This window comes from Mesorhizobium sp. WSM4817 (genome assembly GCF_055811135.1).
On sequence record NZ_JBVVQQ010000003.1, the window covers coordinates 1 to 25,216 of the forward strand.

23 protein-coding genes are annotated in these 25,216 nt (G+C 61.5%); 12 read left to right on the plus strand and 11 right to left on the minus strand.

Going from position 1 to position 25,216, the window contains the following annotated elements; genetic code table 11:
* On the minus strand, positions 1 to 2,322 hold a 2,322-nt coding region (locus AC0L2K_RS04865; RefSeq protein ID WP_473530769.1), incomplete at its 3' end, for a GumC family protein.
* 51 nt (positions 2,323 to 2,373) lie between these two features.
* Complete coding sequence (locus AC0L2K_RS04870) at positions 2,374 to 2,931, minus strand: polysaccharide biosynthesis/export family protein (RefSeq protein WP_287179705.1); 558 nt, start codon at positions 2,929 to 2,931, stop codon at positions 2,374 to 2,376.
* Positions 2,932 to 2,941: 10 nt separating this feature from the next.
* On the opposite strand from AC0L2K_RS04870, the gene AC0L2K_RS04875 reads away from it, so the two are divergent.
* The gene (locus AC0L2K_RS04875) at positions 2,942 to 3,136 is read left to right on the plus strand and encodes a hypothetical protein (RefSeq protein ID WP_287172774.1); all 195 of its coding nucleotides are present in this window, start codon (positions 2,942 to 2,944) and stop codon (positions 3,134 to 3,136) included.
* Between the two features lie 25 nt (positions 3,137 to 3,161).
* Here AC0L2K_RS04875 and AC0L2K_RS04880 read toward each other — a convergent pair whose 3' ends face one another.
* The 5 genes from AC0L2K_RS04880 to AC0L2K_RS04900 form a co-directional block, all read right to left on the minus strand.
* Complete coding sequence (locus AC0L2K_RS04880) at positions 3,162 to 3,971, minus strand: tyrosine-protein phosphatase (protein ID WP_128167634.1); 810 nt, start codon at positions 3,969 to 3,971, stop codon at positions 3,162 to 3,164.
* Between the two features lie 263 nt (positions 3,972 to 4,234).
* Positions 4,235 to 4,753, minus strand: a complete 519-nt coding sequence (locus AC0L2K_RS04885) for a hypothetical protein (RefSeq protein ID WP_128167635.1) — start codon at positions 4,751 to 4,753, stop codon at positions 4,235 to 4,237.
* Positions 4,754 to 5,092: 339 nt separating this feature from the next.
* The gene (locus tag AC0L2K_RS04890; RefSeq protein ID WP_473530770.1) at positions 5,093 to 5,566 is read right to left on the minus strand and encodes a hypothetical protein; all 474 of its coding nucleotides are present in this window, start codon (positions 5,564 to 5,566) and stop codon (positions 5,093 to 5,095) included.
* Positions 5,567 to 5,678: 112 nt separating this feature from the next.
* Positions 5,679 to 7,919 carry an AGE family epimerase/isomerase gene (locus AC0L2K_RS04895; protein ID WP_473530771.1) on the minus strand — a complete coding sequence of 747 codons (2,241 nt, stop codon included), beginning with the start codon at positions 7,917 to 7,919 and terminating at the stop codon, positions 5,679 to 5,681.
* On the minus strand, positions 7,916 to 8,395 hold the full coding sequence (locus AC0L2K_RS04900) for a glycosyltransferase (protein ID WP_473530964.1): 480 nt from the start codon (positions 8,393 to 8,395) through the stop codon (positions 7,916 to 7,918). Before AC0L2K_RS04900 ends, AC0L2K_RS04895 begins: the two co-directional genes overlap by 4 nt.
* Here AC0L2K_RS04900 and AC0L2K_RS04905 point away from each other — a divergent pair.
* On the plus strand, positions 8,276 to 8,950 hold the full coding sequence (locus tag AC0L2K_RS04905; protein ID WP_473530980.1) for a hypothetical protein: 675 nt from the start codon (positions 8,276 to 8,278) through the stop codon (positions 8,948 to 8,950). The two genes, AC0L2K_RS04900 and AC0L2K_RS04905, sit on opposite strands and share 120 nt — an antisense overlap.
* 137 nt (positions 8,951 to 9,087) lie before the next feature.
* Here the strand turns inward: AC0L2K_RS04905 and AC0L2K_RS04910 are convergent, their stop codons facing one another.
* Positions 9,088 to 10,062 (minus strand): NAD-dependent epimerase/dehydratase family protein, encoded by a 975-nt coding sequence (locus AC0L2K_RS04910; protein WP_473530772.1) that lies wholly within the window; start codon positions 10,060 to 10,062, stop codon positions 9,088 to 9,090.
* 4 nt (positions 10,063 to 10,066) lie between these two features.
* Positions 10,067 to 10,891, minus strand: coding sequence for a class I SAM-dependent methyltransferase (locus AC0L2K_RS04915; protein ID WP_287374728.1), 825 nt, complete (start codon positions 10,889 to 10,891; stop codon positions 10,067 to 10,069).
* Between the two features lie 694 nt (positions 10,892 to 11,585).
* Between AC0L2K_RS04915 and AC0L2K_RS04920 the strand changes: the two genes are divergently transcribed.
* From AC0L2K_RS04920 to AC0L2K_RS04965, 10 genes are all read left to right on the plus strand, one after another.
* Entirely contained in the window at positions 11,586 to 12,197 is a 612-nt protein-coding gene (locus tag AC0L2K_RS04920; RefSeq protein ID WP_128167641.1) for a cupin domain-containing protein, read from the plus strand.
* 118 nt (positions 12,198 to 12,315) lie between these two features.
* Positions 12,316 to 13,254: an ABC transporter substrate-binding protein gene (locus AC0L2K_RS04925; RefSeq protein WP_128167642.1), complete on the plus strand. Its 939-nt coding sequence runs from the start codon at positions 12,316 to 12,318 to the stop codon at positions 13,252 to 13,254.
* 73 nt (positions 13,255 to 13,327) lie between these two features.
* Positions 13,328 to 14,125 carry an ATP-binding cassette domain-containing protein gene (locus AC0L2K_RS04930; protein ID WP_128167643.1) on the plus strand — a complete coding sequence of 266 codons (798 nt, stop codon included), beginning with the start codon at positions 13,328 to 13,330 and terminating at the stop codon, positions 14,123 to 14,125.
* A complete protein-coding gene (locus tag AC0L2K_RS04935) occupies positions 14,122 to 15,132 on the plus strand; it encodes an ABC transporter permease (RefSeq protein ID WP_473530773.1) in 1,011 nt (336 codons plus the stop codon). Before AC0L2K_RS04930 ends, AC0L2K_RS04935 begins: the two co-directional genes overlap by 4 nt.
* A gap of 4 nt (positions 15,133 to 15,136) precedes the next feature.
* Complete coding sequence (locus tag AC0L2K_RS04940) at positions 15,137 to 16,246, plus strand: phosphotriesterase family protein (RefSeq protein ID WP_287341589.1); 1,110 nt, start codon at positions 15,137 to 15,139, stop codon at positions 16,244 to 16,246.
* A 19-nt stretch (positions 16,247 to 16,265) separates the two neighbouring features.
* On the plus strand, positions 16,266 to 17,036 hold the full coding sequence (locus AC0L2K_RS04945; RefSeq protein ID WP_128245136.1) for a glutamine amidotransferase: 771 nt from the start codon (positions 16,266 to 16,268) through the stop codon (positions 17,034 to 17,036).
* A gap of 3 nt (positions 17,037 to 17,039) precedes the next feature.
* Complete coding sequence (locus AC0L2K_RS04950) at positions 17,040 to 17,948, plus strand: PfkB family carbohydrate kinase (RefSeq protein ID WP_287341588.1); 909 nt, start codon at positions 17,040 to 17,042, stop codon at positions 17,946 to 17,948.
* Positions 17,945 to 18,775: a BtpA/SgcQ family protein gene (locus AC0L2K_RS04955; protein WP_023802732.1), complete on the plus strand. Its 831-nt coding sequence runs from the start codon at positions 17,945 to 17,947 to the stop codon at positions 18,773 to 18,775. Before AC0L2K_RS04950 ends, AC0L2K_RS04955 begins: the two co-directional genes overlap by 4 nt.
* A gap of 417 nt (positions 18,776 to 19,192) precedes the next feature.
* Positions 19,193 to 19,753: a Fic family protein gene (locus tag AC0L2K_RS04960; RefSeq protein ID WP_473530774.1), complete on the plus strand. Its 561-nt coding sequence runs from the start codon at positions 19,193 to 19,195 to the stop codon at positions 19,751 to 19,753.
* A complete protein-coding gene (locus AC0L2K_RS04965; protein ID WP_473530775.1) occupies positions 19,750 to 20,421 on the plus strand; it encodes a Fic family protein in 672 nt (223 codons plus the stop codon). Before AC0L2K_RS04960 ends, AC0L2K_RS04965 begins: the two co-directional genes overlap by 4 nt.
* A gap of 116 nt (positions 20,422 to 20,537) precedes the next feature.
* Here the strand turns inward: AC0L2K_RS04965 and AC0L2K_RS04970 are convergent, their stop codons facing one another.
* Positions 20,538 to 21,521 (minus strand): NAD-dependent epimerase/dehydratase family protein, encoded by a 984-nt coding sequence (locus tag AC0L2K_RS04970; RefSeq protein WP_287341587.1) that lies wholly within the window; start codon positions 21,519 to 21,521, stop codon positions 20,538 to 20,540.
* Positions 21,522 to 21,695: 174 nt separating this feature from the next.
* A complete protein-coding gene (smc, locus tag AC0L2K_RS04975; RefSeq protein ID WP_473530776.1) occupies positions 21,696 to 25,154 on the minus strand; it encodes a chromosome segregation protein SMC in 3,459 nt (1,152 codons plus the stop codon).
* Positions 25,155 to 25,216: the final 62 nt, after the last annotated feature.

Consider the following 25,216-nt stretch of genomic DNA (forward strand, 5'->3'; position numbering starts at 1 on the left):
GCGGCGAACCAAACGCCTGAACGCCGGAGATTTTGCATAAGCGGGCTGGTCTGCTCCATCATCGACTTTGCCCTCAAGCTTCGGGGTGCCATAGTCGTAATACTGGTAGTTCATGTATTTGTAGGCGTAGTTGTAATCGAACTTGTTCACTGCAAACTTCGACATCGCGGCTCCGACCACATTCGCGCCGGCGGCCCGCAAGCGCTTCAACGCTGTCTTCGCCGACTTGCGCGTGACCTGGTTGGTAGAAATGACCATCAATGTGCCCTCGGCAAGCCGGCTGAGGATGGGCGCATCTGAAAGGCCGACGACCGGCGGGGCATCGATTATGACAAGGTCGAAGCGCTTGCCGAGATTGGTGATGATCAGCGCCATCTTTGGTGAAGAGAGCAGGTCCGCGGGGTTCGGCGGGATCGTTCCGGAAGTCAGGACGGTCACATTGGGATATTTCGTCGCCCTGAAAATGCTTGCCAGATCCTCCTTGCGGACGGTGTTCGTCAAGAGATTGCTCAGGCCAATCGTGTTGTCGAGCCCAAACAGCCGGTGAAGGTTGGGTTTTCGAAGATCGCCGTCGACAATGAGAACCCTGGCACCGAGCGCGGCAAAATCCTGTCCGAGCTTGAACGAGGTGGTCGACTTGCCCTCGGAGGGTTCCGAACTCGTGACCAGCAACGATCGCGGCGCGCCTTCGGCCCCGGAAAACTGAAGCGATGTTCGAAGCGAACGGTAGGCCTCGGACAGTCCTGATTTTGGGTCGGCGATGCTGGCTATGAGTTCCCGGTCATCGACAAGCGGCAGGATGCCGAGCATCGCCAATCCCAGTTCCTTTTCGATCTGCTCAGGATTGGTGAAGGTGTTGTTCAACAACTCGATGATGTAAATAATTGACGCGCTGAGCGCCAGGAAAAGAGCCAGAGCGACCGCAAGATTGATGGTCAATCGTGGAGAATAAGGGCGATTGGGCAGCGTCGCGAAATCGACGATTGCAGCGCTTTGTGTCTTGAGCTCCGAGCTCACGCCAACCTCGTTCAACTTGGCAATCAAATTGTCATATTGCGAGCGGTTCGAATCAACTTCTCGCTTCAAGATTGTGTATTTAATGTTTTTATCGTTGAAGATGACTTGCTGCATCTCCATCTCGGCAAGTTTTGACTTAAGGTCGGCTTCCTTGTTCTGAGCCTCCTGGTATTTCTGCCGCAGTGAATCGGTTATCGTCAAAACGCCGTTGTTATAAAGCCGCTGCAGTTCCTTGATCTGCGCCTGAAGCTGCTGCATCTCTGGAAAACCGGGCTTCAATATACCCAACTTCTGCTGGTACTGGCTGGTCAAATCCGACAGCTTCTCGGTGATTTTCTGCAGACCTTCGCTCTCCAGAACTGGGCCGAGACTCGATCCGCGGCCCTTGTCTATCTGGTCCACCATCCGTCCGGCATCGAGACGTTCCTGGATTGCTGTCGCGAGCGCGGTGTTGAGAGTCTCGATGTTCGACCCTATCAGCGATTTTTCTTCGCCGGTTATCGTGATGCCCGCATCCTTTGCATAGGCGACGAGTTCCTCTTCGGACTTCTGAAGCTTTTGCTTTACCTGCAAGACCTGTTCCTGGATGAATTGCCGCGCCAGGTCGGACGTTTCGCTGGTTTGATCGAGGCGCTGGTCGATAAAACTTTGCGCAACTTGATTGGCTATATCACTTGCATATTTCGGGCTCTGGTCGACAAACGCAATCGACAGCAGGCTTGTGTTCGTGACCAGAGTGACCGTGAGGTCATTCATAACCCGACCTATCGCAATTTCCTCACGTTCCTCCGGGGTTTTCTCCTCTATGGAAGGCGATTTGGAAATTCCGAACGCACGATAGAAAATGTTGCTAGGCGAGAAATTCGGGGTCGGGAACAGGAAGTCCGGCTTTTCGCTAAGCCCCAGTTGGAACACCACGCGCTGCGCCAAAGCCCGGCTCTTCAGCTTTTCCCGAGCGGTTTGAAAGGCGCGCATGTCGCTGGTTTCAGAAACCACCTCAATGTCCTGAAACACCTTGGCGGAAGGAACCAGCACTTCCAATTGCGTTGTCGCCCGATATTTTGGCGTCTGCATCATGGTTACGACGACGCCAGCAACAAGTCCGCCCGCTACCATCATCAGTATCAGCCACCGATACTGGACAGCGTAAAACAACAGTTTGAGTGGATTGAAGCGCTCGTCCTGCTCGGCGTGATCGCGACCATAGGGGTTATAGTTTTGCGCACCGTCATAATACAGGTCGGCAGACAAGGCTTGGCCATGTCCGGGGCCTGCAATTTGATGCTGTCGATTGCGATCGAGCATTGCGTGACAACCTTGGGTTTGTCTCTGGGCTTAATTTTAACCGGCCGTGATTTACAATCCCGGGACGACCGCAATTCTGGCTGCACTCGAGGCGACGCCGAGGGCGTCCTTGAGGTTGTTCATGGCAATTTTCGATTTCGAGGCGAAGACGACAATCTTGTCGCCACCATAGATGCGTGGGTTGCGGCTCTTGCCGGCGCGAATCTGCTCCACATTGTAATTTGCGACCAGAGTATTTTGGCCGACATTGCGATAGACAAAGACCTTTTTCGCATCGCCAACGGCATTGAACCCTCCGGCAAGGGCGATCGCATCGATGAGAGACGAATTGCTCGACACCGGAAAAATACCAGCCTTGGTGACTTCGCCATCGACGGTAATGCGCTGTCCGATCGATTCCTTGACGAAGACCGACACATCGGGCGACTGCAGATAGTTGGCGCCGTAAGCCGTTTCGATTTCCTGCTCCAGCTGACGGACGGTCTTCCCGGCCGCGGTGACGGTTCCGATAAGTGGAAGCGAAATTTGTCCTCCAGCGTCGACTTGAACGGTTCTGTTCAGATTGTCGACCTGGAACACATTCACCTCCAGCACATCATTGGGCGACAAGGGCTGCTCGTTGCCGTTCTGGCTGTTTTGCGCAGGCAGTTCCTTTACGACCTGCAAGGCGCCGCCGCCGGAGAGCGGCGCCGACGATGACGTCAGTTGCAGCGCATCAACCGATGTCGGCGAAGACGATGATGTCGTCGACGAGGCGCTCGTGCAGGCAGACATCGACAGCGAAGCGAGCAAGGCACATATCGCGCCCGTATGATTTTTTGCGAAATGAAACCCGCCCATTACGCTGCCCCCCCCTTCAACAGGCGACCCAATCCTGCAAAGCGACCGACGTTGCCGGGGCCTGGCTTTTTCGAGCGTGCTTTTCCGACCGGCTCGAGGGGCCGGTTCGCCAATATTTCGCCTGGACGTTTCAACACCATATTGCGGGCCTCATCTTCGCCGCATCGCTTCGCCGCCGCGGCGACGGCCTGCGCAAGTCCAGGACGCCGGCGGGTGGCGCCGTGGGTGTCCGAAGCGATAATATCTACCCTACCCTCGTCAATCAGCTTTTCCGAATAGTAAAGCGCCGTGCGTCCAAAAACACCAACAATCGAGTCTCCGGTAAGTTGAATCAGGCAACCCACTGCATTCAATTTCTCAACAACGTCGTAGTTTGCCTTGATCCATGTCAGCCGCTCAGGATGGGTAAGAATCGGAACGAACCCGGCGTTTATGAGGCGCAGAGCGAAATCTTCCAGCCTTGGCGGCAAGACGTGATGCGGCGGCTCGAATAGAAAATAACGCGATCTGTTCAAGGTCGGCACGCTACCCAGCGCCAATTGCTCCGGCAGATCCGGCGCTATATGCACGTCGGCGCCAACGTAAAGAGCAAGCGGTATTTCCGCGTGGCGCAGCGCCTGTTCCAACTCTTGAACCGCGCGGGCAATATTTGCCGATCCGTTTTCGTACATGCCTGGCACGATATGCGGCGTACACGCCATATGGGTCGTTCCGTCGGCCACCGCCAGCCGCGCCATTTCAAGCGATTCAGCAAGACTGGGCGAGCCGTCGTCAAGACCAGGCAAGATGTGGGAATGCAGGTCGATCATTGACGTTTGTGGCCACACTGAAGCAACGTGACGATTTCTCCCGAATAAAAGGTAAATGCGCCACCCGCACGATAGCGAATGACGCATTCGTCAAGTCCATACAATGCGGCAGATGCCAGATTCAAGCTATTCGCTGACAGCGAGCGGTATGGTGAATGAATTCCATCAACACCTCCAGCTCCAGCCAGTGCGCGAAGGCACTGCGGCACCGGCAATACAGCAGAGGGAGTCACACGCCCCTGCTATATTGTCTACTGGGCGGCTTAAGGGCTGACGCCGCCGCCGCCTTTGCCGTCATCCTGCGTTGCAGCAAGGATACCAGCCGCACCTGCCATGCCGCCAAAAATAAAGAGCGGAGTGTTGGACCGGTTGTTGTCGCCCGGGGGAATCTGACCCGTATGCTCGGAACTAACGGCGCCAGCCGTCTGCTCGGAGCCCACAACTTTCAGGCAGATATTATTCTCGACACGAGAAATGTCGAGGCTTGAATTCGCGGGCACATCCAGGTTGCAGCCACCGACATTAACAGAGGCCGCCCCCTTGGCACCGACCACTATGCGGCTGCCGAAATCCAGCGCATTTCCTGCTTTTGCCGGGCCATAGCCGGCGGCTTGCGAAACCATTACGTCGCCATTGGCCTGCCCGATGGAACCAATCGAACTCGCCGCTCCCTGATAGGGTGTCATGCAGGTGCAAGACGCATCCTGAGCGAAAGACGAAACCGGGCCGAAACCGATCGAGGCGACAATTCCGGCCAAAGCAACTTTTACAGTGAGGTTCATTCGTTTCGATCCTTTTTGTCCCGCCGTACCTCGGCCCCGGGCACCAAGGTATTGATCATGCGCGTAACAGCTTTTTGCGTTGATTCCAACATGCTACGCAGGTGCGAGATGATTTTTTGGTTTCTCATGTGTTTCATTGGACACACTCGCTTGCCGGATTTGATTCTACCATTTTCGCGCCGGCCCCCCTATGGAACTTGTCGGAAAGGCAAGTTTATTTGGTGGCGTTTGAGGGCCATCGCGCCGATGCTTTGGTATAGGGATTGTGGACGACTCTGTTTAACGTGGGGCGTTATCGCACATTCTGTCTTTCGTTTTATAACAGGCAGTCGGCGTGAACTATGAGCCTGACAGGCAAGATTTGTAGGTCGAACCTGCCTGCGCCGGCTGTCCGCACAAGATGCCGTTCTCGGCAAGTTTGGCGGCCAAATCCGCGCCATCGGACGTGAGGCATTGCACAACGATGGCATCACCGAACTTCGAGGCGACATTGCCGTCGCAAGGCGTCCCCATGCCGACCGGCTTGCAAGTCAGGGCGAGCCCCTGGTAGTCCCGGCGCGCCGCGTCCGTTACGATGGCACGCAGAGATTGAGGCTTGGTAAACGCCACGCCGCATAGCACAATTTTGCGGTTGCCGACGCGAAGATCATCGACCGCCCGGATGAAAAGCTTGCCATCAAACGGCTCTATCGCGGCTTGTGGCTTTGGCGGTGGGGGGCGACGGGGCGTCCCTTTTTCCACGATGATGGCAAAGAAGCCAACCGCAAACGCCAGGGCAAGGAGTGCCAAAAAGCTTAGTTTGTTGAACGACAAAATCCTCACTCCCGCCGCTGCCAAGCATGTCTCTATCACCTCTGGCGGAGACGTCCGGACGACTTATCGTCGCCTGGCATCCATTTTAATCGAAGAAATTTCGTCAACTGCCCTATCGTGCTTCGCCGGCGGTGCTGTCAAGATATTGGGTCAGCGCGCAAACCAGATGATAAAAGATGCTTGCCGGCACATCGGTCGCCAGCGAGCGGCCTCGCTCGTCGATCCGGTCTATCCACAGGCCGAGCGGCGCCGGATTGATGTGCCAGCGGAACAGGCGGCCGACACGCGCTTCGATCTCGGGCTTGAGGTCGGGGCCGCCCGAACCGTCCAGTGCAATCGCCGCCTTGATTGCTTCCGCCTGCGGCCAACTGCGCGAGACAAGGTCGAGCGGCAAGCCTTGCCGCGAGACGGCGCCATAGGCGAGGCCGGTGGCGCGATTGAGGCCGTTGGCGATGGCCGACGCATAGAGCTTTCTGGCAAAGCCGGCCAGGTCACTCTGGCCGCTGCGCCCGGTGAAGTCGACCAGCAGCGAGGCCCATTCGAAATGGTGGCCGGGTTCCGTCCAGGCACCTTTCTCGCCCTCCGCCGGCCTCCACTCGGCATCGAAATACTCGCCTAGCGTCCAGCTTTCCGGATCGAAGAAATGGCTGCGAAACAGATCGACGATGCGCGCGGCGCGACGAAGATAGGCGAGCTCGCCGGTCGCCTGATGCCAGGCCAGAAAAGCCTCGAGCAGATGCATGTGCGGGTTGGAACGGCGTTCGCCCACGCCGCTCGACGTTTCGAGAAAGCCGGTCATGCGGTGGTCCTCGAGATGCGCGTCGAGGAACGAAAACGTTTCTGCGGCAAGCCGCAATGCATCAGGATTGCCGACCATATGGGCATGCGCCAGCGCCAGCAGCACGCAGGAATGATCATAGGCATCCTCGGCTGCGTCGGCGACCGTGCCGTCGACATTGAGCGTGCGCACCCAGCCGCCATTGTCGGTGCGGCCGTTCCTGGCCATGAATTCGAGGCCGTGGCCGATCAACCGGTCGGCGGGCCCGTCCCAGCCGCGCGCCCTGGCGACAGCGAAGGCGTAGACTTGCCTGGCCATGGTGCGCATGCGCTTGGGCTTCTTCAGCGGTGTGGCGTCAAAGCCGAGCGCCTCGTGAAAACCGCCATGGCGCTCATCGACCCCGACCGTCGACCATAGCGGCACCGTCTCTTCAAACAGCCAGTGGTGCACACGACGGCGCCAGGCGCCGCTTTCGATGACGCGGTCGTCGGCGGGCGTGAACCTGGTTTCCAGCCGGCCGCTCTTTTCGAGCTGCTCGACGATCTTCTTGACGTTCTGGCTGCGGCTGACCGGGGCGACGAAGGTGGCATCGGCGGTCGAGACGATGGCAACGTCCTTCAAGCCAATGGCCGAGAGCAGGCGACTGTCGCTGCGGATGTAGGAGTTCTCGCAGTCGATGGCGACGACATCGCCGACGATGACATTGCCGTCATTGTCGGAGGGGCCGACATCGAGCAGCGATTGCCAGGAACCGAGATCGTTCCAGCGGAAGCCGGCCGGCACCATGGCGATATGGCTGGCGCGCTCCATGATCGCATAGTCGATCGACGTCGACGGAATGGCGGCGTAGAGTTCCAGAGGCATATAGAGACCGGAAAGATCTGACGTCGCCGCCTGATAGGCATTTTCGGTGGCCTTCCAGATTTCGGGCTCGAAAGCCGTGAAGGCGTCGCGCATGGCGCTGGCGCGAAACAGGAAGATGCCGGTGTTCCAGTAGAAGTTGCCGGCCACCAGATAGCTCCGCGCGGTCGCGAGGTCCGGTTTCTCGACGAAACGCGAGACATCGCAGATGCCATCCTTCTCGCCGGCGATCTCGATATAGCCGTAACCGGTTTCGGGGTGGCCGGGCTTGATGCCGAATACCACCAGCCGGCCGGCACGCGCCGCCGCGGTGCCGTTTTCCACGCTCTGCCAGAATTGTCGCGCGGTCGTGATCTCATGATCGGACGGCACCACCAGCACCAGGCTGTCGCCAAATTCGGAGAGGGTTCGCAGGGTCGCCAAGGCGACGGCGGCGGCGGTGTTGCGTCCGGTCGGCTCGAACAAGGGGCCGCCGCCGGAAAGGTCGATGCCGGCGAGATCGGCGTGGACGCGGTCGGCGTGCCGCTCCGAGGCGATCAGGAAGACCGGCGTTTCGCCGTCCGGCCGCGCCGTCAGCCGCCGCAGCGTCTTGACCAGCATCGAGCCATCGCCGGAAAAATCATGGAACTGCTTGGGATTGTCCTCGCGCGACAGCGGCCACAGCCGTGAGCCAATACCGCCGCTCATGACAAAACTGACGATCCGCTCGGTCATGGGGTAACACCTCTGGCATTTTCGAACAAAGCAAGGAGCGCTGCGGCATAGTCTCGGCGGCGCATTTGTTGCCGACTTTGCAGCGCGGCGACACTGTCGCGGGCCAAGCGGGGGCGCCGCCCAGCTTCGAGGAGACGCTGTGCCAGCGCTTTCGCACTATCGGGTGCGAAGAAGAGCGATTCCGGCGCCTGCTCGCGATGCAGTGGAATGTCGGACAGCAGCATCGGCGTGCCCAGCGACTTCGCTTCCTCGACCGTGGTCGACCACCCCTCGAAGTGCGAAGGATTCAGAAGGTAGTCAGCAGCGCCGATCAGGGCGACGACATCGTCATAGGGAATCAAGCCGAGGTGTCGAAAATGGCTTCCAAGTCCATCTGTTTCAGCAAGGCCCATCAGACGCCTGAAAAATGTCGGATCGCGGGGATCCGTGGTGCGGCCGGAGAGGATTACCGGCGGCAAGGAGGCCAGCGCTCCGATCTGGTTTATATGCTTCAATGCCTCTATGACCAGCCTGTGGTTCTTGTGGACCCAGAACTGATTGGGGAGATAGAAGAAACGCCCGAGCAGCCCATGCGCCTGGCGCGCCTCATCGGCACGCGCCAGGATGGCGCCTGGATCGAGATCGATAGCGAAGCGTACGACGGCGGTCTTGTTGCGCGAGGCTGGATAGAATGTTTCGCAGTCCGCCAGCGCATCCCCACTCGAGAGCATTATGGTGCGATTCCCGGACGTCTGCAGGCGGTAGCCGAGATCCCTGCGCCACCAGGCGCTGCGCGGAAAGAGGTGCGGCAGGCGACGGTGCTGGAAATCCGGAATCCAGGAAACAACCGGTATTGGAAACCGGTTGCCGAACCACTGGGCGACTTCAAACACAACATCGATACCTTGCGCAGCGACAAGGTCCGCGAAGGCACGGTCACTTCCGCCAGCGAGTGCGATCAGCCCTCGCCTGCCGAGGCCGGCGCCCGTGACCCGGTTATCAACGATAGCGGGTGCGGCCAACATATGATCGAAGGACGCGCCAATGCTTGAATGCTGCTCGGGTGTGAGAAACAGTTTCGCCTGCACCTTGCCACGCAGCTCGGAGGCGACGACGCTCAGCATGTTGCGTAGATAGGACTCGCCGCCTGACCAAGTTCCGCGGCCGATGAGAGTGAAGCCGACGGTAATCAAGGCGCGGAGCGTCGCAAATGGCCGACCGGCTCGGCGAGAATTTCAGCGCGATACCAATCGACATAGCCAGCAATGCCCCTGCTGAGCGGCACCCGCAACTGAAGCCCATCCGGGACGCCGGATTGATCCGAGATCAGATTGACAGGGTCGCCCCGACGAGATTTTCCAGAAAACGAGAGGCGATGGTTCCCTCCCCAGGCCTCCAGAACCATGCTGGAAATCGTGCTGACGGGTGCAGCAGCGCCCGCACCGCCATTATAGATGGCGAAGCGCGGTTCGCCGGCAGGCAAAATGTGATGGATCAACCGCACAACGTCCGAGATATGGTGCCAATCCCTCATTTCCGTACCCGTGCCGCCAAGCACAATGTCGGTTTCGCCTGCCGCGAGCCTGCCGCAGAGATCCCAGAGCAGTTGCTTGCGCAATCCTTCTCCATAGACCGAAAAGAGGCGAGCCACCGAGACCGGCTGGCCGTATGCGGCACAATACGACCGGCCAAGCTCCTCAACCATTCGCTTGTGATGACCATAAGGTGAGTACGGCTCGAGTGCGGCATCGACGCTGATGGGGCCGAAGTGGCCGCCGCCATAGACGGCGGCGGAGGACGCCAGAACGACTGAGGCATCGGGTGCGTGGCGACGCAGGAAATCGAGGACACAAGCCGCGGAAACGACGCTTTGTTCAAAATCCTTCAGCGGATCGGCAATCGACTGCCCGACGGTAGCGCCGCCTGCCAGATGGTAAACGGCTGCCGGTCGGCCGTGTACGGCCAGAGCCGCGTCCATCGTTTGCGCGGTCACTCCGCCGGAAAAGAATGCGCCGCCGGTCGCCGCCGCGAACCCAGGGGCTTCGCTTCGGCCGAAGCCGAGGACATGATGGCCTTCTCCGGCAAGAAATCGCGATAAATGCAGGCCAATGAAGCCGCCGGCTCCAGTCACCCAAACAGGCCTCGCCTCTTTCAGCTGCGCCACCAGATCAGCCCTTCCCTTGCTTGTAGCAAAGGAAAGAGACCAGGCGCCCAGGCCGGCGGTCCAGCAATGCCGCTGCTCGGGCAACGGCACCGAAAGGCAGTGGAGACAGGGCCGTGCGGACCAGCCCTGACACTGGGCCGAAGACTGCCGCGAGCCTTTCGCGAATTTCGGAAGCCGTCATCGGGTCATAGTTCACAACCGATTGGAAAGAGTTCATTTCGCGATCGATCGTAAGCCCCGCCCCCTGCAACGCAGCGCGGTAGGCCGCCAGCGTGAAAGCGTTCTCCCCGCCGTAGAGGTGATGCAGCGGATGAGAGCGCAGAAATGGTTCCAGCTGTTGCGGCCCGGATATCACATGGTCGCGCAATGACAGGAACGTCGCGCCCTCGCGAGAGAGGCGCGCAACCTCACCGCAGAACGCCGGAAGGTCATGCGCGTGATGCAGCACTTGCCTGGCGACGACCAGGTCATAGCCGGCGGCGGTCAACGGGATAGCCTCGCCGAACGCTTCGATCACATCGATGCGCGTGCCTGTTTTGTCGGCAAGCGTCCGGATTGCGGCGGCACCGACAAGGGCGCTGGGATCGGGCTCGACGGCGGTTACCGACCAGCCCTCGCGCGCCAGGGCATAGGAGAGGATGCCATTGCCGGCGCCAAGGTCGAGAGCACGGCCGACCTTGCGCGGGATCATGCTGCGAACCGCATCGAACTCTGCGCTTTCATGATAGCGCTGCGCGGCCACGACCGGATCGTCGAAATAGGCGGCGCGGGCGAGCTCGTTCATCGAAGGCTCGCTCATGCACCAGCGGACGGCGTCTTCCCAAGTCATGGCCGCTTCAGGCATCGAGAGAAACCATATGCTGGATCAATCCCCGTGGTTTTCCGGCAACAACTGCGTGAGGCGGCACATTCTTTGTCACAACGATCTCGCTCTCCCGTCGATATCTCGGATACGCCCACAACAGCCGCCATCAATGCTCAGCTCGACGAGCGCGACAACGCTTTCGCGTCACAGGCTTGCATGCTTTCCCGTCCGTCATTCAAGGCAGGTTGTTTCCGGCGCTCGTGAGACGTAATACGCTGCCCATCGCCTCAAAGCGGCACATCGTCGATCACACTTCGGCCAGGACGTTATTCCAGCGAACAGCTACGCTACCGTCTGTTGCCTCGTCAAGTTCAGATCACGAGAATTCGAATCGCGCGAATTTCGTCCGCGCAAAACGCCCTTGCACCCCTTATCTGCATTGAGTCTCCGCCGAGCGCCTGTCTCGAGGATTGCCTCGGGCCGGCGTATAAACCAGCCCTGCGAACATCGGGAGCAACGCTTTCTGTTCCAGTCGGCGCCGGGTTCGATCGAGGGACGGCCGATGCCGCTGTGGACGGCGAGTGTTCGACGCTCGGTTGCTATCCGTGCTATCAAAAACCGGTCGGGACCCGGCCAGCTCGAAATTGACAGCTTGCAAATCGGTCGCGGCTGTCTTTTGCTCGCGCGACAGTTGTCCCGTTGAATGGTTGGCGAACGGATGAACAAAATCGATCGGCGACGGCCGGAGTCCGACGCGGACGCCACCGTAAATGCCGCGCGGCTTGGAACGCGGTTGCGCCTCGCCCGCCAGACGCGGGGCATGACGCTGAAGACGCTGGCGACAGCTGCGCACTGCTCTGAGAGCCTTTTGTCCAAGATCGAGAACGGCAAGGCTTCGCCATCGCTGCCGATGCTTCACCGCCTGGTCGAGGCTCTGGAGACCAATATCGGCTGGATGTTCGAACAGGTCGACGACGACGAGGCGATCGTGTTCCGCGCCGGCGCGCGGCCGTTGATCTCGCTCGACGCACTGAGGCGCGGCGAGGGTATCTCGCTCGAACGCATCATTCCATATTCGCCCGGACACCTGCTGCAGTGCAACATCCATCATATCGAGGCAGACGGCGAGAGCGAAGGTCCCATCCAGCATGTCGGCGAGGAAGTCGGCTACGTGCTTGCCGGCCGGATCAAGCTGATCGTCGATGGCAAGAGCCATGATCTCGCCACCGGCGATGCGTTCGTATTCAGGTCGGAGCTACCGCACCATTACCGCAACATCGGCAAGGAGAGAGCCAGCATTTTTTGGGTCAACACACCGGCGACCTTCTGACGGGCGCTGAAAGATCAAATCCGTTGACAAATATTCAAGTCTCTTGAATGTTTGCCTTGTGCCTGTAGCACCAACGGCCAGCCTGACAGGTTTGGCCCGCAAGCAAGGGGAACCGTAAATGCGTCCGTTCAAACTTCTCTTCCGTTGCGCCGCCGTCTTGGCCATCTGCTCGACGGCGATGGGATCGGCGTTCGCCGATACGTTCGCTCTCGTCAACATCAACCAGCAGGCCCTGTTCTTCAACCAGATCAACGAGGGCGCGCAGAAGGCGGCCGACGCCGCCGGCGCCAAGCTGGTCATCTTCAATGCCAACAACGTGCCGAGCGCGCAAAACGACGCGATCGAGAACTACATCACACAAAAGGTCGACGGCATCATTCTGGTCGCCATCGACGTCAATGGCGTCAAGCCTGCAATCACCGCCGCGAAGGCGGCCGGCATCCCGGTGATCGCCATCGACGCGCAGATTCCCGACGGCGACAACGTTGCGTTCATCGGCGTCGACAACGCCAAGGCCGGCGAGGATATCGGCAAATTCTACGCCGACTATGTGAAGTCGGAGATGGGCGGCACTGCCAAGATCGGCATTGTCGGCGCGCTCAATTCGTTCATCCAGAACCAGCGGCTCGACGGTTTCAAGAAGGCGGTCACCGACAGCGGCCTGGCGATCACCTTCCTCGACACGGTCGACGGCCAGAATGTCCAGGAGACCGCAATGAGCGCTTCGGAAAATTTGATGACCGCCAATCCGGACATGACGACGCTCTATGCGACCGGCGAGCCGGCGTTGCTCGGTGCTGTTTCGGCCGTAACCAGCCAAGGCCGCACCGGCGACGTCAAGGTGTTCGGCTGGGACCTGACCAAGCAGGTCGTTCAGGGCATCGACGATGGTTGGGTGGTGGCAGTCGTCCAGCAGGACCCGGCCGGCGAAGGCAAGGCCGCTGTCGAATCATTGGTCAAGCTCAAGAAGGGCGAAACGGTCGAGCCGATCATCAATATTCCGGTGACGATCGTGACCAAGGACAACGTCGAACAGTACCGCGCGATGTTTCAGTAGACTGCATCGATGACCCGTCCGCGGCGCCGCGAAGGGCTACGCCGCGGACGCTTGCAATCCCGTGGGATCCAAGATGAGCAGTGGCGAGACCTATCGGGTGCGGATGAGCGGCGTCTCAAAGCGCTACAATGCCATTCAGACGCTCGATGACGTGTCGCTGGTGCTGAGGCCGGGCGAGGTCCTGGGGCTGGTTGGCGACAATGGCGCCGGGAAGTCGACGTTGAGCAAGGTGCTGTCGGGAGCGGTGGTTCCCGATGCCGGCACGATCGAGATCGATGGAACGCCGGTGACCTTCACTTCGCCGGCGGACGCGCGTGCGGCGCGCGTCGAGATGGTCTATCAGGATCTGTCGCTCTGCGACACGGTCGACGTCGCCGGCAATCTCTTTCTCGGCCGCGAGCCGCGCCGCCGCATCGCCGGCATTTCCTTTCTCGACAAGAAGCGCATGCATGAGCAAACGCGCCAGATGCTCGACCGTCTCGGCATCGTTATCGCCGACACGCGGCTCAAGGTCGAAAACCTGTCCGGCGGACAGCGACAGTCGATCGCGATCGGCCGCGCCGCCTCGTTCGAGCCGTCCGTGCTGATTATGGATGAGCCGACGGCGGCGCTCGCCGTCGCCGAGGTCGAGGCTGTGCTGGACCTGATCCGCACCGTCAGCGCCCGCGGCGTCAGTGTCATCCTGATCACCCACCGGCTTCAGGATCTGTTCCTCGTATGCGACCGCATTCAGGTCATGTACGAAGGACGCAACGTCGCCGAGCGACTGATCGGCGAAACCAATATCGAGGATGTCGTCAACCTGATCGTGGGCCGCAAGTTCAACGCTCGTTCGGCCACCAACGCCTATCGCGATGGAGCGCCAGCATGAGCGAAGCGACTTCGACTCGCTCCGCGCAGTCTCGAAGGGTCCGCGCAGGCACATGGCGAGATGCGGTGCTCGCCAACGGCAGCGTCGTGTCGATCGCGCTGTTCTTTCTTATCGTTAGCGTCATCTTTTCGGTGGCGACGGACGCCTTTCTGACGGCGCCCAATCTGCTGAACATCCTGCGGCAGTCGGCACCGCTGCTGATAGTCGCCGCAGCGATGACCTTCGTCATCACCACCGGCGGCATCGATCTTTCGGTCGGCTCCGTGCTGGCGCTGGTGGCAACGTTGTCGGCGACATTGCTGCAGTTGGGCCTGCCATGGCCGCTGGTCATCCTCGCCATGCTTGCGCTGGGAGCCTTGCTTGGCGCGGTGCAGGGCTATTTCGTCGCTTATGAGGGCATCCCGGCCTTCATCGTCACGCTTGCCGGGCTTTCGGTGATCCGTGGCGTGGCGCTGCTGATCACCGGCGGCTACTCGATCCCCATCGAGCCGGGCAGCCCTTTCACGGTGCTGGGCCGCGCCTGGCTGCTTGGCGTGCCGGCGCCGGCGCTGATCGCGCTGGCGATCCTGGCGATCGCCTATACCGCCTTCAACGAGACGCCGTTCGGCCGCTACGTGACCGGCATCGGCGCCAACGCCGAAGCGGTCAGGCGCGCCGGCGTGAACACGCGGCTGGCGACGCTTTTCGTTTACGTGATTTCCGCCGCCGCGGCAGCTCTTGCGGGGATCATCATTGCTGCCCGGCTCGGATCCGGATCGTCGAATGCCGGACAAGGATTTGAACTCGAAGTGATCGCTGCCGTCGTGCTTGGCGGCACCAGCCTGTTCGGCGGCCGCGGAACGATCGTCGGCACCGTTCTCGGCGCGCTTACCGTGGCCGTCATCGGCAATGGCCTGATCCTGGCGCATCTGTCGCCTTTCCTGACGCCGATCGTCACCGGAACGATCATCCTGATCGCCATCTGGCTGAACTTCCGCCTGTTCCGCGGCGCCGTGCGGAGCCGTTGAGCCCATGAGTGATCTTTTCGATGACGCGGCTCCCAGGCAGAGGCTGGCGATCGGAGTCGAAACCGGTCATGTGATGACCGTGCTCGGCCCCGTTCCGGTCGAAGAAATGGGCGTCACGCTGATGCACGAGCACATCTTGCTCGACGGTGCGCGCAGCTGGAAATGTCCCTGTCATCCCGACGACATGGCGCTCGCCGAGCAGCCGGTGAACATTGAGATCATCGGCGAATTGCGCATGAACCCTTACGTCAATCGCGACAATGTTTCGCTCGATGACAGTGACTTGGCGCTGTCTGAGCTGCAACGCTATCGCGCGCTCGGCGGCCACACCGTCGTCGACGCGACCAATATCGGCATCGGCCGCGAGCCGGAAAAGCTCGCCCGTATCAGCCGCATGTCCGGCCTGAAGATCGTCATGGGCACCGGCTTCTATCTGGAGTACACCCATCCCGAATGGCTGAAGGCGATGGATGTCGACGCGGTGACCGAGTTCATCGTCAACGACGTCGGCGGTGGCGAGACGCAGCCGCCGATCCTGGCCGGCCTGATCGGCGAGATCGGCGTCAGCAAGGATTTTACATCGGAGGAACGAAAGTCGTTGCGAGCTTCGGCGCGGGCCTCGCGCATCACCGGCGTGCCGCTGTCGATCCACCTGCCCGGCTGGGAGCGGCTGGCGCACGATGTGCTCGATGTCGTGGAGGCGGAGGGCGCCGATCTTCGCCACACTGTGCTCTGCCACATGAACCCCAGCCACAATGATCTCGACTACCAGACAAGCCTTGCCCGGCGCGGCGCGTTCCTGGAATACGACATGATCGGTATGGACTATTATTATGCCGATCAGGACGCGCAATCGCCCTCCGACGAAGAGAACGCACGGGCAATCGCCACGCTTGTCGAGGCCGGCTTCGGCGATCGCCTGCTCTTGTCGCAGGATGTGTTCCTCAAGATCATGCTGACCCGCTTCGGCGGTTTCGGCTACGGCTACATCCTCAAGCATTTCATACCGCGCCTGAAACGGCATGGCGTCGAGCAGCCAGCCATCGACCGCATGCTGATCGCCAATCCGAAAGCCCTGTTCTCGCGGCAGAATCAAGCCCAGACTTACGGCTGAGACTTACGACGGAGTTCAAATGTCCAAGAAAAAGATCCTGCTTGCCGGTGAATCCTGGGTGTCGACCGCCACCCATATCAAAGGCTTCGACCAGTTTCCGACGGTCACCTACCACACCGGGGCGGACGAATTGCTGACGGCCCTGAAGGCGACCGACTTCGACGTGACCTTCATGCCGGCGCATGAGGCACAGCGCAGCTTTCCGCAAACAATGGAGGCGCTTTCGGCCTATGACGCGGTGGTGCTCTCCGACATCGGCGCCAACACGCTGCTTCTGCATCCCGACACCTGGGTTCACTCCAAGCCCACGCCGAACCGCCTGCGGCTGCTGCGCGATTATGTGCGCGATGGCGGCGGGCTTTTGATGTTCGGCGGCTACTACAGTTTCCAGGGCATCAATGGCGGCGCGCGCTACCGCAAGACGCCTGTCGAGGAGGTGCTGCCGGTCAACTGCCTCGCCTTCGACGACCGCGTCGAGGTGCCGGAAGGGTTTTCGCCTGTCCTGAAAGGCTCCTCGGACCATCCGATCCTAAGGGGTCTCGGTTCGGATTGGCCAGTCCTGCTCGGCTTCAACGAGGTGACGCTGAAAGACTGGGCGGAAGTCCTGGCAACCGTGTCGTCGGATTATGGCTCGCTGCCGCTGCTCGTCACCGGCCACTATGGCAAGGGCCGCACTGTGGCCTGGACATCCGATGTCGGGCCGCATTGGCTGCCACCGGAGTTCATCGCCTGGAATGGCTACAAAACCCTGTTCGAGCAGATGCTGAGCTGGGCGACCGGTGAGAACTGAGCAATGCATATCCATGTCGTCGGCAATGCCTGCGTCGACACAATTTTTCGCGTCGGCCGCTTCCCCGCCGCCGGCGAGACTTTGAACGCCCGCAACTACGCCGACGGCCTCGGCGGCAAGGGAGCAAACCAGGCGGTTGCGGCCGCGCGCACGGGTGCTGCGGTAACGTTTTGGACGGCGCTCGGCAAGGACCGCGCAGGCGCATGGATCAGGAGCCGCCTCGACAGGGAGTTGTCTGACCTCGAGGCGATTGAATTCGACCTGCCAAGCGACCGCTCGACCATCGTCATTGGGGCCGGCGGCGAGAACTTCATCGTCAGCGGCGTCGCCTGCAGCGAGGCGTTCGATCCGATCGCACAAACCGCACTTGCGGGCCGAATCGCGTCTGGCGACATCGTTGTCTGCCAAGGAAACCTGCGAGGCGCCGCGATAGATGCCTGCCTGCGGGCAGCACAGGAAAATGGCGCGCGCACCGTCCTGAATGCCAGCCCTATCGATGCGGCGGCTCTGCCTGACTTCGGCCTGGCGCAGGTGTTGGTGGTGAATCAATCCGAGGCGAAAGCGCTGACCGGCCAGGATGACATGGCAGCCGCCGCCGACGCGCTGGCGGCCAAAGGCGCCGAGACAGTCGTGATCACGCTCGGTGCCGAAGGCTGTCTCGCCCTTGGCCCGGACCAGGGAGGATCGTTTCGTTTGCCGGCACCACGTGTCGAGGCGCTCGACACCAGCGGCGCCGGCGATGTGTTTTGCGGCTGTCTGGCCGGCGGGTTTGCCAAGGCAATGTCGGTTGCCCCGGCGCTGAAGTTCGCGCTCGCGGCTGCCGCAATTGCGGTGACTCGCCCGGGCACATTGATATCCTGTCCTTCCGCGTCTGAAATGGCGGCGCTCATCGATCAAACGGAGCTCTCATGACCCAACTCGGTCAATCAGGCGGCGACGCGCTCGTAGAACTTTTCGGCCGCACCAAGGTGGTGATCGGCGTCGTTCACCTGTCGCCGCTCCCCGGCGCGCCGCGCTATGACGGCGAGGCGGTCGAGGCGATCTATCAGCGCGGTCTTGACGATGCGAGATCTTATCTCGATGGCGGATGCGACGGCGTGATCGTCGAGAATCATGGCGACATCCCGTTTGCCAAACCTGACGATATCGGACCGGAGACAGCGGCCTATATGGCGGTTATTTCCGACCGTATCCGCCGCGAGTTCGGCAAGCCGATCGGCATCAATGTGCTCGCTAACGCCGCGATCCCTGCCCTTGCGATCGCCAGCGCCTCCGGCGCGGGCTTCATCCGCGTCAATCAATGGGCGAATGCCTATGTCGCCAATGAGGGCTTTGTCGAGGGCGAGTCGGGTCGCGCAGCACGCTACCGCGCCAAGCTGCGCGCCAACGGCATCCGCGTTTTCGCCGATGCGCATGTCAAGCACGGCGCGCACGCGATCGTTGCCGACCGCCCGGTGGAGGAACTGGTCAAGGATCTGGTCTTCTTCGACGCCGACGCCATCATTGCGACCGGTCAACGCACCGGGCACGCTGCGGATCTGAGCTATATCAGCATGATCAAAGAGGCCGCCGGCCTGCCGACGCTGGTCGGCAGCGGCGTGACGCCCGACAATGCCAACGATATCCTTGGCATCGTCGATGGGATCATCATCGCCAGTGCGCTGAAGCATGACGGCGTCTGGTGGAACCAGGTCGACCCTGCCCGAGTAAAGACCTTCATGGCCGGGCTGAGGCGATGACAAGCCATTGAGACACGCGTGAATCGAATCTATCGCTTCGCGCGCTTGGGCTTGGTTACGGAAGGGCTGACCTGCAGAGCCCATCCGGCTGCTCGAAGCTGCGGGGCTTCGAATGGAGGCGACGACCGGTTCGCCGCAAACGGCTGGAGGAATCAATCGAGAACCGTCGACGAAGACACGCGGACAACTCGCCCGGGCAAGCGGTTCGTCTGCGATGGCGCGACCGTCTGGCGCCGCTCGGCAACTTATGATTTCCAGGAGCCAGTCGCGCCCTGCCCGGCCGCCCACTTGGGACATTTCGGGTTCGCGGCTTGATCGCCGGCCTGAGATCGGCAACCGATATCGGCAATTGTGCTGACTTATGGCCTCAAATGTCTTACATTGCAGGTGATTGAGAGACGATTGAGATCGGCAAGAATGCTTGAAACACCTACCCGCATTGAGCCGCTGTTTTTTGACGACGCGGTACCGACCGTCCTGGCCGATCTCGCGATCGAGACGCAAAAGGCGGCCGATGAACTCGGACGAGCCCTGCATCCGGAATCGGCTGCCGAACTGGCCGATCTCGTGCGCGTCATGAATTCTTACTATTCGAATTTGATCGAAGGTCACAAAACCCGACCTCGGGACATCGAGAGTGCATTGGCCGGAGCCGAGATTGACCCTGAACGCCGATCTCTCGCCTTGGAGGCCAAGGCGCATGTCGAAGTTCAGAGGATGATTGACGGCCTCGGTTTGCGTGGGGAGTTGCCGAGCCCGACTTCGATCGATTTCATCCGGCGGGTTCATCGCGTCTTCTACGACGAGATGCCGGAGGAATTCCGGTTCGTCGACAAACCCGACGGCACCAGGGCCGAGATCGTGCCTGGCGAGTTCCGGTCGTCTCCAGAGCATGATGTTGTTGTTGGCCGCCATCAGCCGCCATCGTCTGACAGGGTGTTGGCCTTATGGAGCACTTCGAGAAACGGTACGCGATGACCGAAAAGCAGGCCAGCCTGCGTATCATCGCGATTGCGTCAGCTCATCACCGCCTCAACTATATCCACCCTTTTCCAGACGGGAACGGCCGCGTCAGTCGCCTGATGTCTCACGCTATGGCGCTCAAGGCCGGAATCGGCGGCAATGGCCTATGGTCGATATCTCGTGGACTCGCTCGTGGGTTGAAAGATCGCGGCGAATACAAGCGCATGATGGATTACGCAGACAGTCCCAGACAGGGCGACCGCGACGGCCGAGGAAATCTTTCGGAATCAGCACTCAAGGATTTCGTCGAATGGTTCCTGACAGTCGCGCTCGACCAGGTGCGGTTCTCGATCACCATGTTCGACCTCAGACGGCTTGAGGCCCGCTATCGCGCCTTGGTGAAGGATATCGTTGACGACAAACGGGCGCCTGATCTGGTGGCGGCGGTATTGCGGCACGGCAGGCTGCCGCGTGGCGAGGCCAATTTGGTGCTGAAGACATCCGAGCGCACGGCACGGAACACGTTGTCGGAACTCGTCCACCGCGGTTTCCTGAAATCTGATACTCCGAAGGCACCGGTCCGGATCGCTTTTCCTCTCGATTTCAGGGAACGGCTGTTTCCGAATCTCTTCACCGATGCCGAAGTCGATGTCCCAGAACCACCGTCACTGTCTTTCAGGTGAGTGGAATTTCAGGAACCATCCATTTCTATTTGAGGATGACAGTGACGGCCGTGACGATTCGAGGCCTTGGGGTCGTAGGAAGAAAGGCGCGCACCGCGACGACCCGCAGGCCGCAGTCACCTTGTCGTTGATCCAGCCCATTCCGACCGGTACCAGTCGACGAATTTTTTCAGCCCGTCTTCTGTCGAAACGCTCGGCTTGAAGCCGAAATCGCGCTCCAGCGCAGTCATGTCGGCATAGGTCCGCTCGACATCGCTGCTTTGCATCGGCTCGGTGTGGCGGATCGCTTTTACGCCGAGCAGTTTTTCCAGAGCGTCGATGAAATCGCCGAGCCGCACCGGCCGGTTATTGCCGACATTGTAAAGCCTGCTCGGCGGAACTTCAGCCGATGGCGGCCTGTCGAGCACGGCAACGACAGCTCTCACCACGTCGTCGACATAAGTGAAATCCCGCCACATCTCGCCATTGTTGAACACCCGGATCGGCTTGCCTTCGAGCATCGCCTTGGTGAAAATCCAATAGGCCATGTCGGGCCGGCCCCAGGGACCGTAGACGGTGAAAAATCGCAAGCCGGTCTGCGGCACCCCGAAGAGATGGGCGTAGGTGTGGCTCATCAATTCATCGGACTTCTTGGTGGCGGCGTAGAGCGAGACGGGCTTGTCGACCTGATCGGTCTCGCTGAACGGCACCTTGCGGTTGCCGCCATAGACCGAGCTCGACGAGGCATAGACCAGATGCTCGAATGCGGGCTGCGCGCGACAGAATTCGAGCACTTCGAGATGGCCGACGACATTGGAACGGACATAGAGCCTCGGATTGTCGAGTGAATGGCGCACACCCGCCTGAGCGGCGAGATGGACGATCCTGACTATGCCTTGCCCGGCCAAAGCGTCAGCAAGAGCGCCCTGTTCGGCGATGTCGATCTGGTGAAATGAAAAATCCTTGTGGGGCTGCAAGCGGGCGAGACGCCCCTTTTTGAGTGCCAGATCGTAATAGTCGTTCATATTGTCGACGCCGACGACCGCTTCTCCCCTGCTCAAGAGATGATGGCAAACATGGCTGCCGATGAATCCCGCGGCTCCGGTTACAAGTACAGGCAACAAGGTTCTCCATGCATATGCTGGCACACGACCGCGAAATCGAGATCGATTTCGGCAAGGATCATGCCGCAATATCAAAACGCTACATCGGAATGAACGGAACCGACCTAGTCCAATTCGTGCTATAGCCGAAAGCCCCAATGGGCGCTACCGACAAGCTGTGCGGTCGACGAGTCAGCTCGCCTCGCGCAGTGCCTCGGCCGCCTGCAGGTCGACCGACACGAGCTGGCTGACGCCCTGCTCGGCCATGGTCACCCCGAACAGCCGGTTCATGCGGGCCATGGTGATCGGGTTGTGCGTGATGATGACGAAGCGCGTCTCGGTGGTGGCCGCCATTTCGTCCATCAGATTGCAGAAACGCTCGACATTGTGGTCGTCGAGCGGTGCGTCGACCTCATCGAGCACGCAGATCGGCGCGGGATTGGTCAGGAACACGGCAAAGATCAGCGACATCGCCGTCAACGCCTGCTCGCCGCCGGAAAGCAGCGTCATCGTCTGCGGCTTCTTGCCGGGTGGCCGCGCAAGGATTTCGAGACCGGCCTCGAGCGGATCGTCGGACTCGATCAGTTGCAGTTCCGCTGTGCCGCCGCCGAACAGATGCGAAAACAGCCGCTGGAAATGGCCATTGACCACGTCGAAGGCAGCCAGCAGCCGTTCGCGGCCTTCGCGGTTCAGGCTCTGGATCGCCTGCCGCAGCTTGCGGATGGCCTCGATGATGTCCTCGCGTTCTGAAACGATGGTCTCCAGCCGGTCGGACAGCTCCTTCTGCTCTTCCTCGGCGCGCAGATTGACGGCGCCGAGCCGCTCGCGCTCGATCTTCAGCCGGTCGAGCTGACGCTCGATCTCAGTCATCTCCGGCATCGGGCTGTCGGCCTCCAGGCCGGTGTGGCGGATGACCAGATGCGGCGGCGTGTTCAGCGTTTCCTGGATGCGCGCCTCGACCTCGAGCCGTCTTTCATCGGCAGCGGTCAGCCGCTCTTCGGCGCGGACGCGGGTTTCGCGCGCCTCGGCCAGCGACTGGATCGCTGATGTCGCGGCCTTGTCCAGTTCGGACTGCTTGTTTTCCGCTTCCTGCAACCGGTCGCCGGCGGCCTGGCGCAGGCTTTCGGCCTCGGCAAGCTGCGACAGCAAGGCGCGCCGCTTGGCGTCGATCTCGTCGGGTGCGTCGGCCAGCCTTTCGCGTTCGGCCTCGGCCTCGGCCTTGCGTTCGCCGAGTGCGGCGATCTGCGTCGAGGCGTTTTCGGCGCGCTCCAGCCAGTTGCGGCGTTCCGCGCCGATGGCGTCGAGGCGGCGCGAGCGCGCTTCGGCTTCCCGCCTCAAGCCTTCATGGACAGCGCGGGCATCGGCAAGGGTGGCGCGGTCGCGAGCGACGTTGGCGGCCGACTGTTCGAGCTGCAACTGCAGATCACCGAGATCGGGAGCGTTTTGTAGCAGCATCTCGGCCTCGACGAAAGCCGCGGCCGTCTCTTCATGGCTGTCGACGACGCGCGCGCGCGCCTCGTCAAGTGCGGCGCGCCGGCTCGACAGCTCGCCGCCGGCCTTCTCGGCCTCGGCCAGCGCGTTGCGGGCGGCGTCCAGCCCATGCTGGGCATCACGCCCGGCCTGACGGGCGTTGCGCTCGGCCTCGCTCGCCTGGGCAAGCGCCTGCTCGGCATCGGCAAGGGCCTCTTCGGCCTGGCGCAGGATGCGGTTCGCGTGGACCGCCTCGGCGTCGAGCTCGGACAGCCGGTTTTTCTGCGCCAGCCGCTGCGCGGCGGCGGTCGGCGCGTCGGCGCTGGCGGTGAATCCGTCCCAACGCCAGAGCGCCCCTTCGCGGCTGACCAGCCGCTGCCCGGGAGCAAGCTGCGCCTGCAACCGTCTTCCCTCAGCAGTGTCGACGATGCCTATCTGCGCCAATCGGCGGGCGAGTTGAGCCGGCGCGCGGACGACGCTGGCAAGGCTCTTGATGCCTTCGGGCAGAGCGGCGTCACCGGGCTGGACCTCGCTTTGGCCCCAATGCACCGGCGCGCTGCGGTCGAGCGGCACGTCGAGATCTTCGCCAAGGGCGGCGCCCAGCGCCGTCTCGTAGCCGCGCTCGACGCTGATCTGCTCCAGCACGGACGGGAAGAGGTCGCCGCTCGCCGCATTCACGATCTTGGCCAGCGTGCGGGCCTCGGTTTCGATTCGCGCCAGCTCGGCCTTTGCATCCTGAACCGGCGGGCGGGCGGCGCTCTCCGCCGCGCGCGCCTCGGCGACAGCCTGTTCGGCGGCAATCGCCGCGGCTTCGGTTTCCTCGAGCAGCGCAAGCGCCTGTTCAACCAGAAGTTGCTTCTCGGCGGGATCGGCCAGGCCGGCGACCCTGGAGGCGATATCGGACAATTCCCGGTCGACATCGGCGAGCTGGCGGGCGAAACGGTCGCGGCGCTCCGCGGTGTCGCGCAGCGTTCGTTCGATCTGGTTGCGGGAAGCGGCGGCCTCCGCCCGTTCGGCGGTCAGCCCGGCGAGTTTGGCTTCACTGGCGGCAAGCGTCGACGCAGCCTGTTCGACCGCCGCGCGGGTGCTGGCCTCGCGGTCGGCGGCGCCGGCGTTCTCGGTGTTGAGCGCAGCTTCTTCGGCGGCGAGACGCTCAAGAATATTCGCATTGTCGCGGACCATCCGCTCCTCGCGGACGATGTCGCCGTCGAGCTGCTGGAGCCGGCGGTCGAGCTCCAGTTGGCGGGCGCGGATGCGGCCCGCTTCTTCCTCGATCTGCGTCTTGGCGATCGACAGGCGCTGGAAGGCGGCAGCGGCGGCGGCTTCCGCGTCGCGCAGGTCCGGCAACCGATGGGCGCCGATCCCTTGCTCCCTGGCGGCAGCCATCTGGGCGGCGGCGCGGTCGCCGACCAGTGCCGTGGCGATCGCCAGCGCCGAGCGCGCCTCGCCTTCCTGCGTCTTGGCCAGCGTCCAGCGCAGATGCAGCAGCGTCGCTTCAGCCTTGCGGATATCGGCCGACAGGTTCTTGAAGCGCGAGGCCTGGCGAGCCTGGCGCTTCAGGCTTTCGATCTGGCTTTCCAGCTCGCCGACGACATCGTCCAGCCGTTCCAGATTCTGTTCGGCCGCTTTCAGACGCAGTTCCGCCTCGTGGCGACGTGTGTGCAGACCCGAAATGCCGGCCGCCTCTTCCAGCAGCGCGCGACGCGCCTGCGGCTTGGCCTGGATCAGCTCGCCGATGCGGCCCTGCCCGACCATCGAGGGCGAACGGGCGCCGGTCGACTGGTCGGCGAAAAGCAGCTGCACGTCCTTGGCGCGGGCTTCCTTGCCGTTGATGCGGTAGAGCGAACCCGCCTCGCGCTCGATGCGACGCGAAACCTGCAACTCGTCCGCGTCGTTGAAGGCCGAGGGCGCGCTACGGTCGCTGTTGTCGAGGAAAAGCGTGACTTCGGCGGTGTTGCGGGCCGGACGCGTTCCGGAACCGGAAAAGATGACGTCGTCCATGCCGGACGCGCGCATGTTCTTGTACGAGCTTTCGCCCATCACCCAGCGCAGCGCCTCGACAAGGTTCGACTTGCCGCAGCCGTTGGGGCCGACGATGCCGGTCAGGCCGCGTTCGATGACGAACTCACCGGGTTCGACGAACGATTTGAAACCGAGCAGGCGAAGGCGCGAGAATTTCATTCGCGCCGCCCCAAAAGCGGGTTCTGCAAAAGTGTTCCGCGGTTTGGCGACAAGAACTCGCG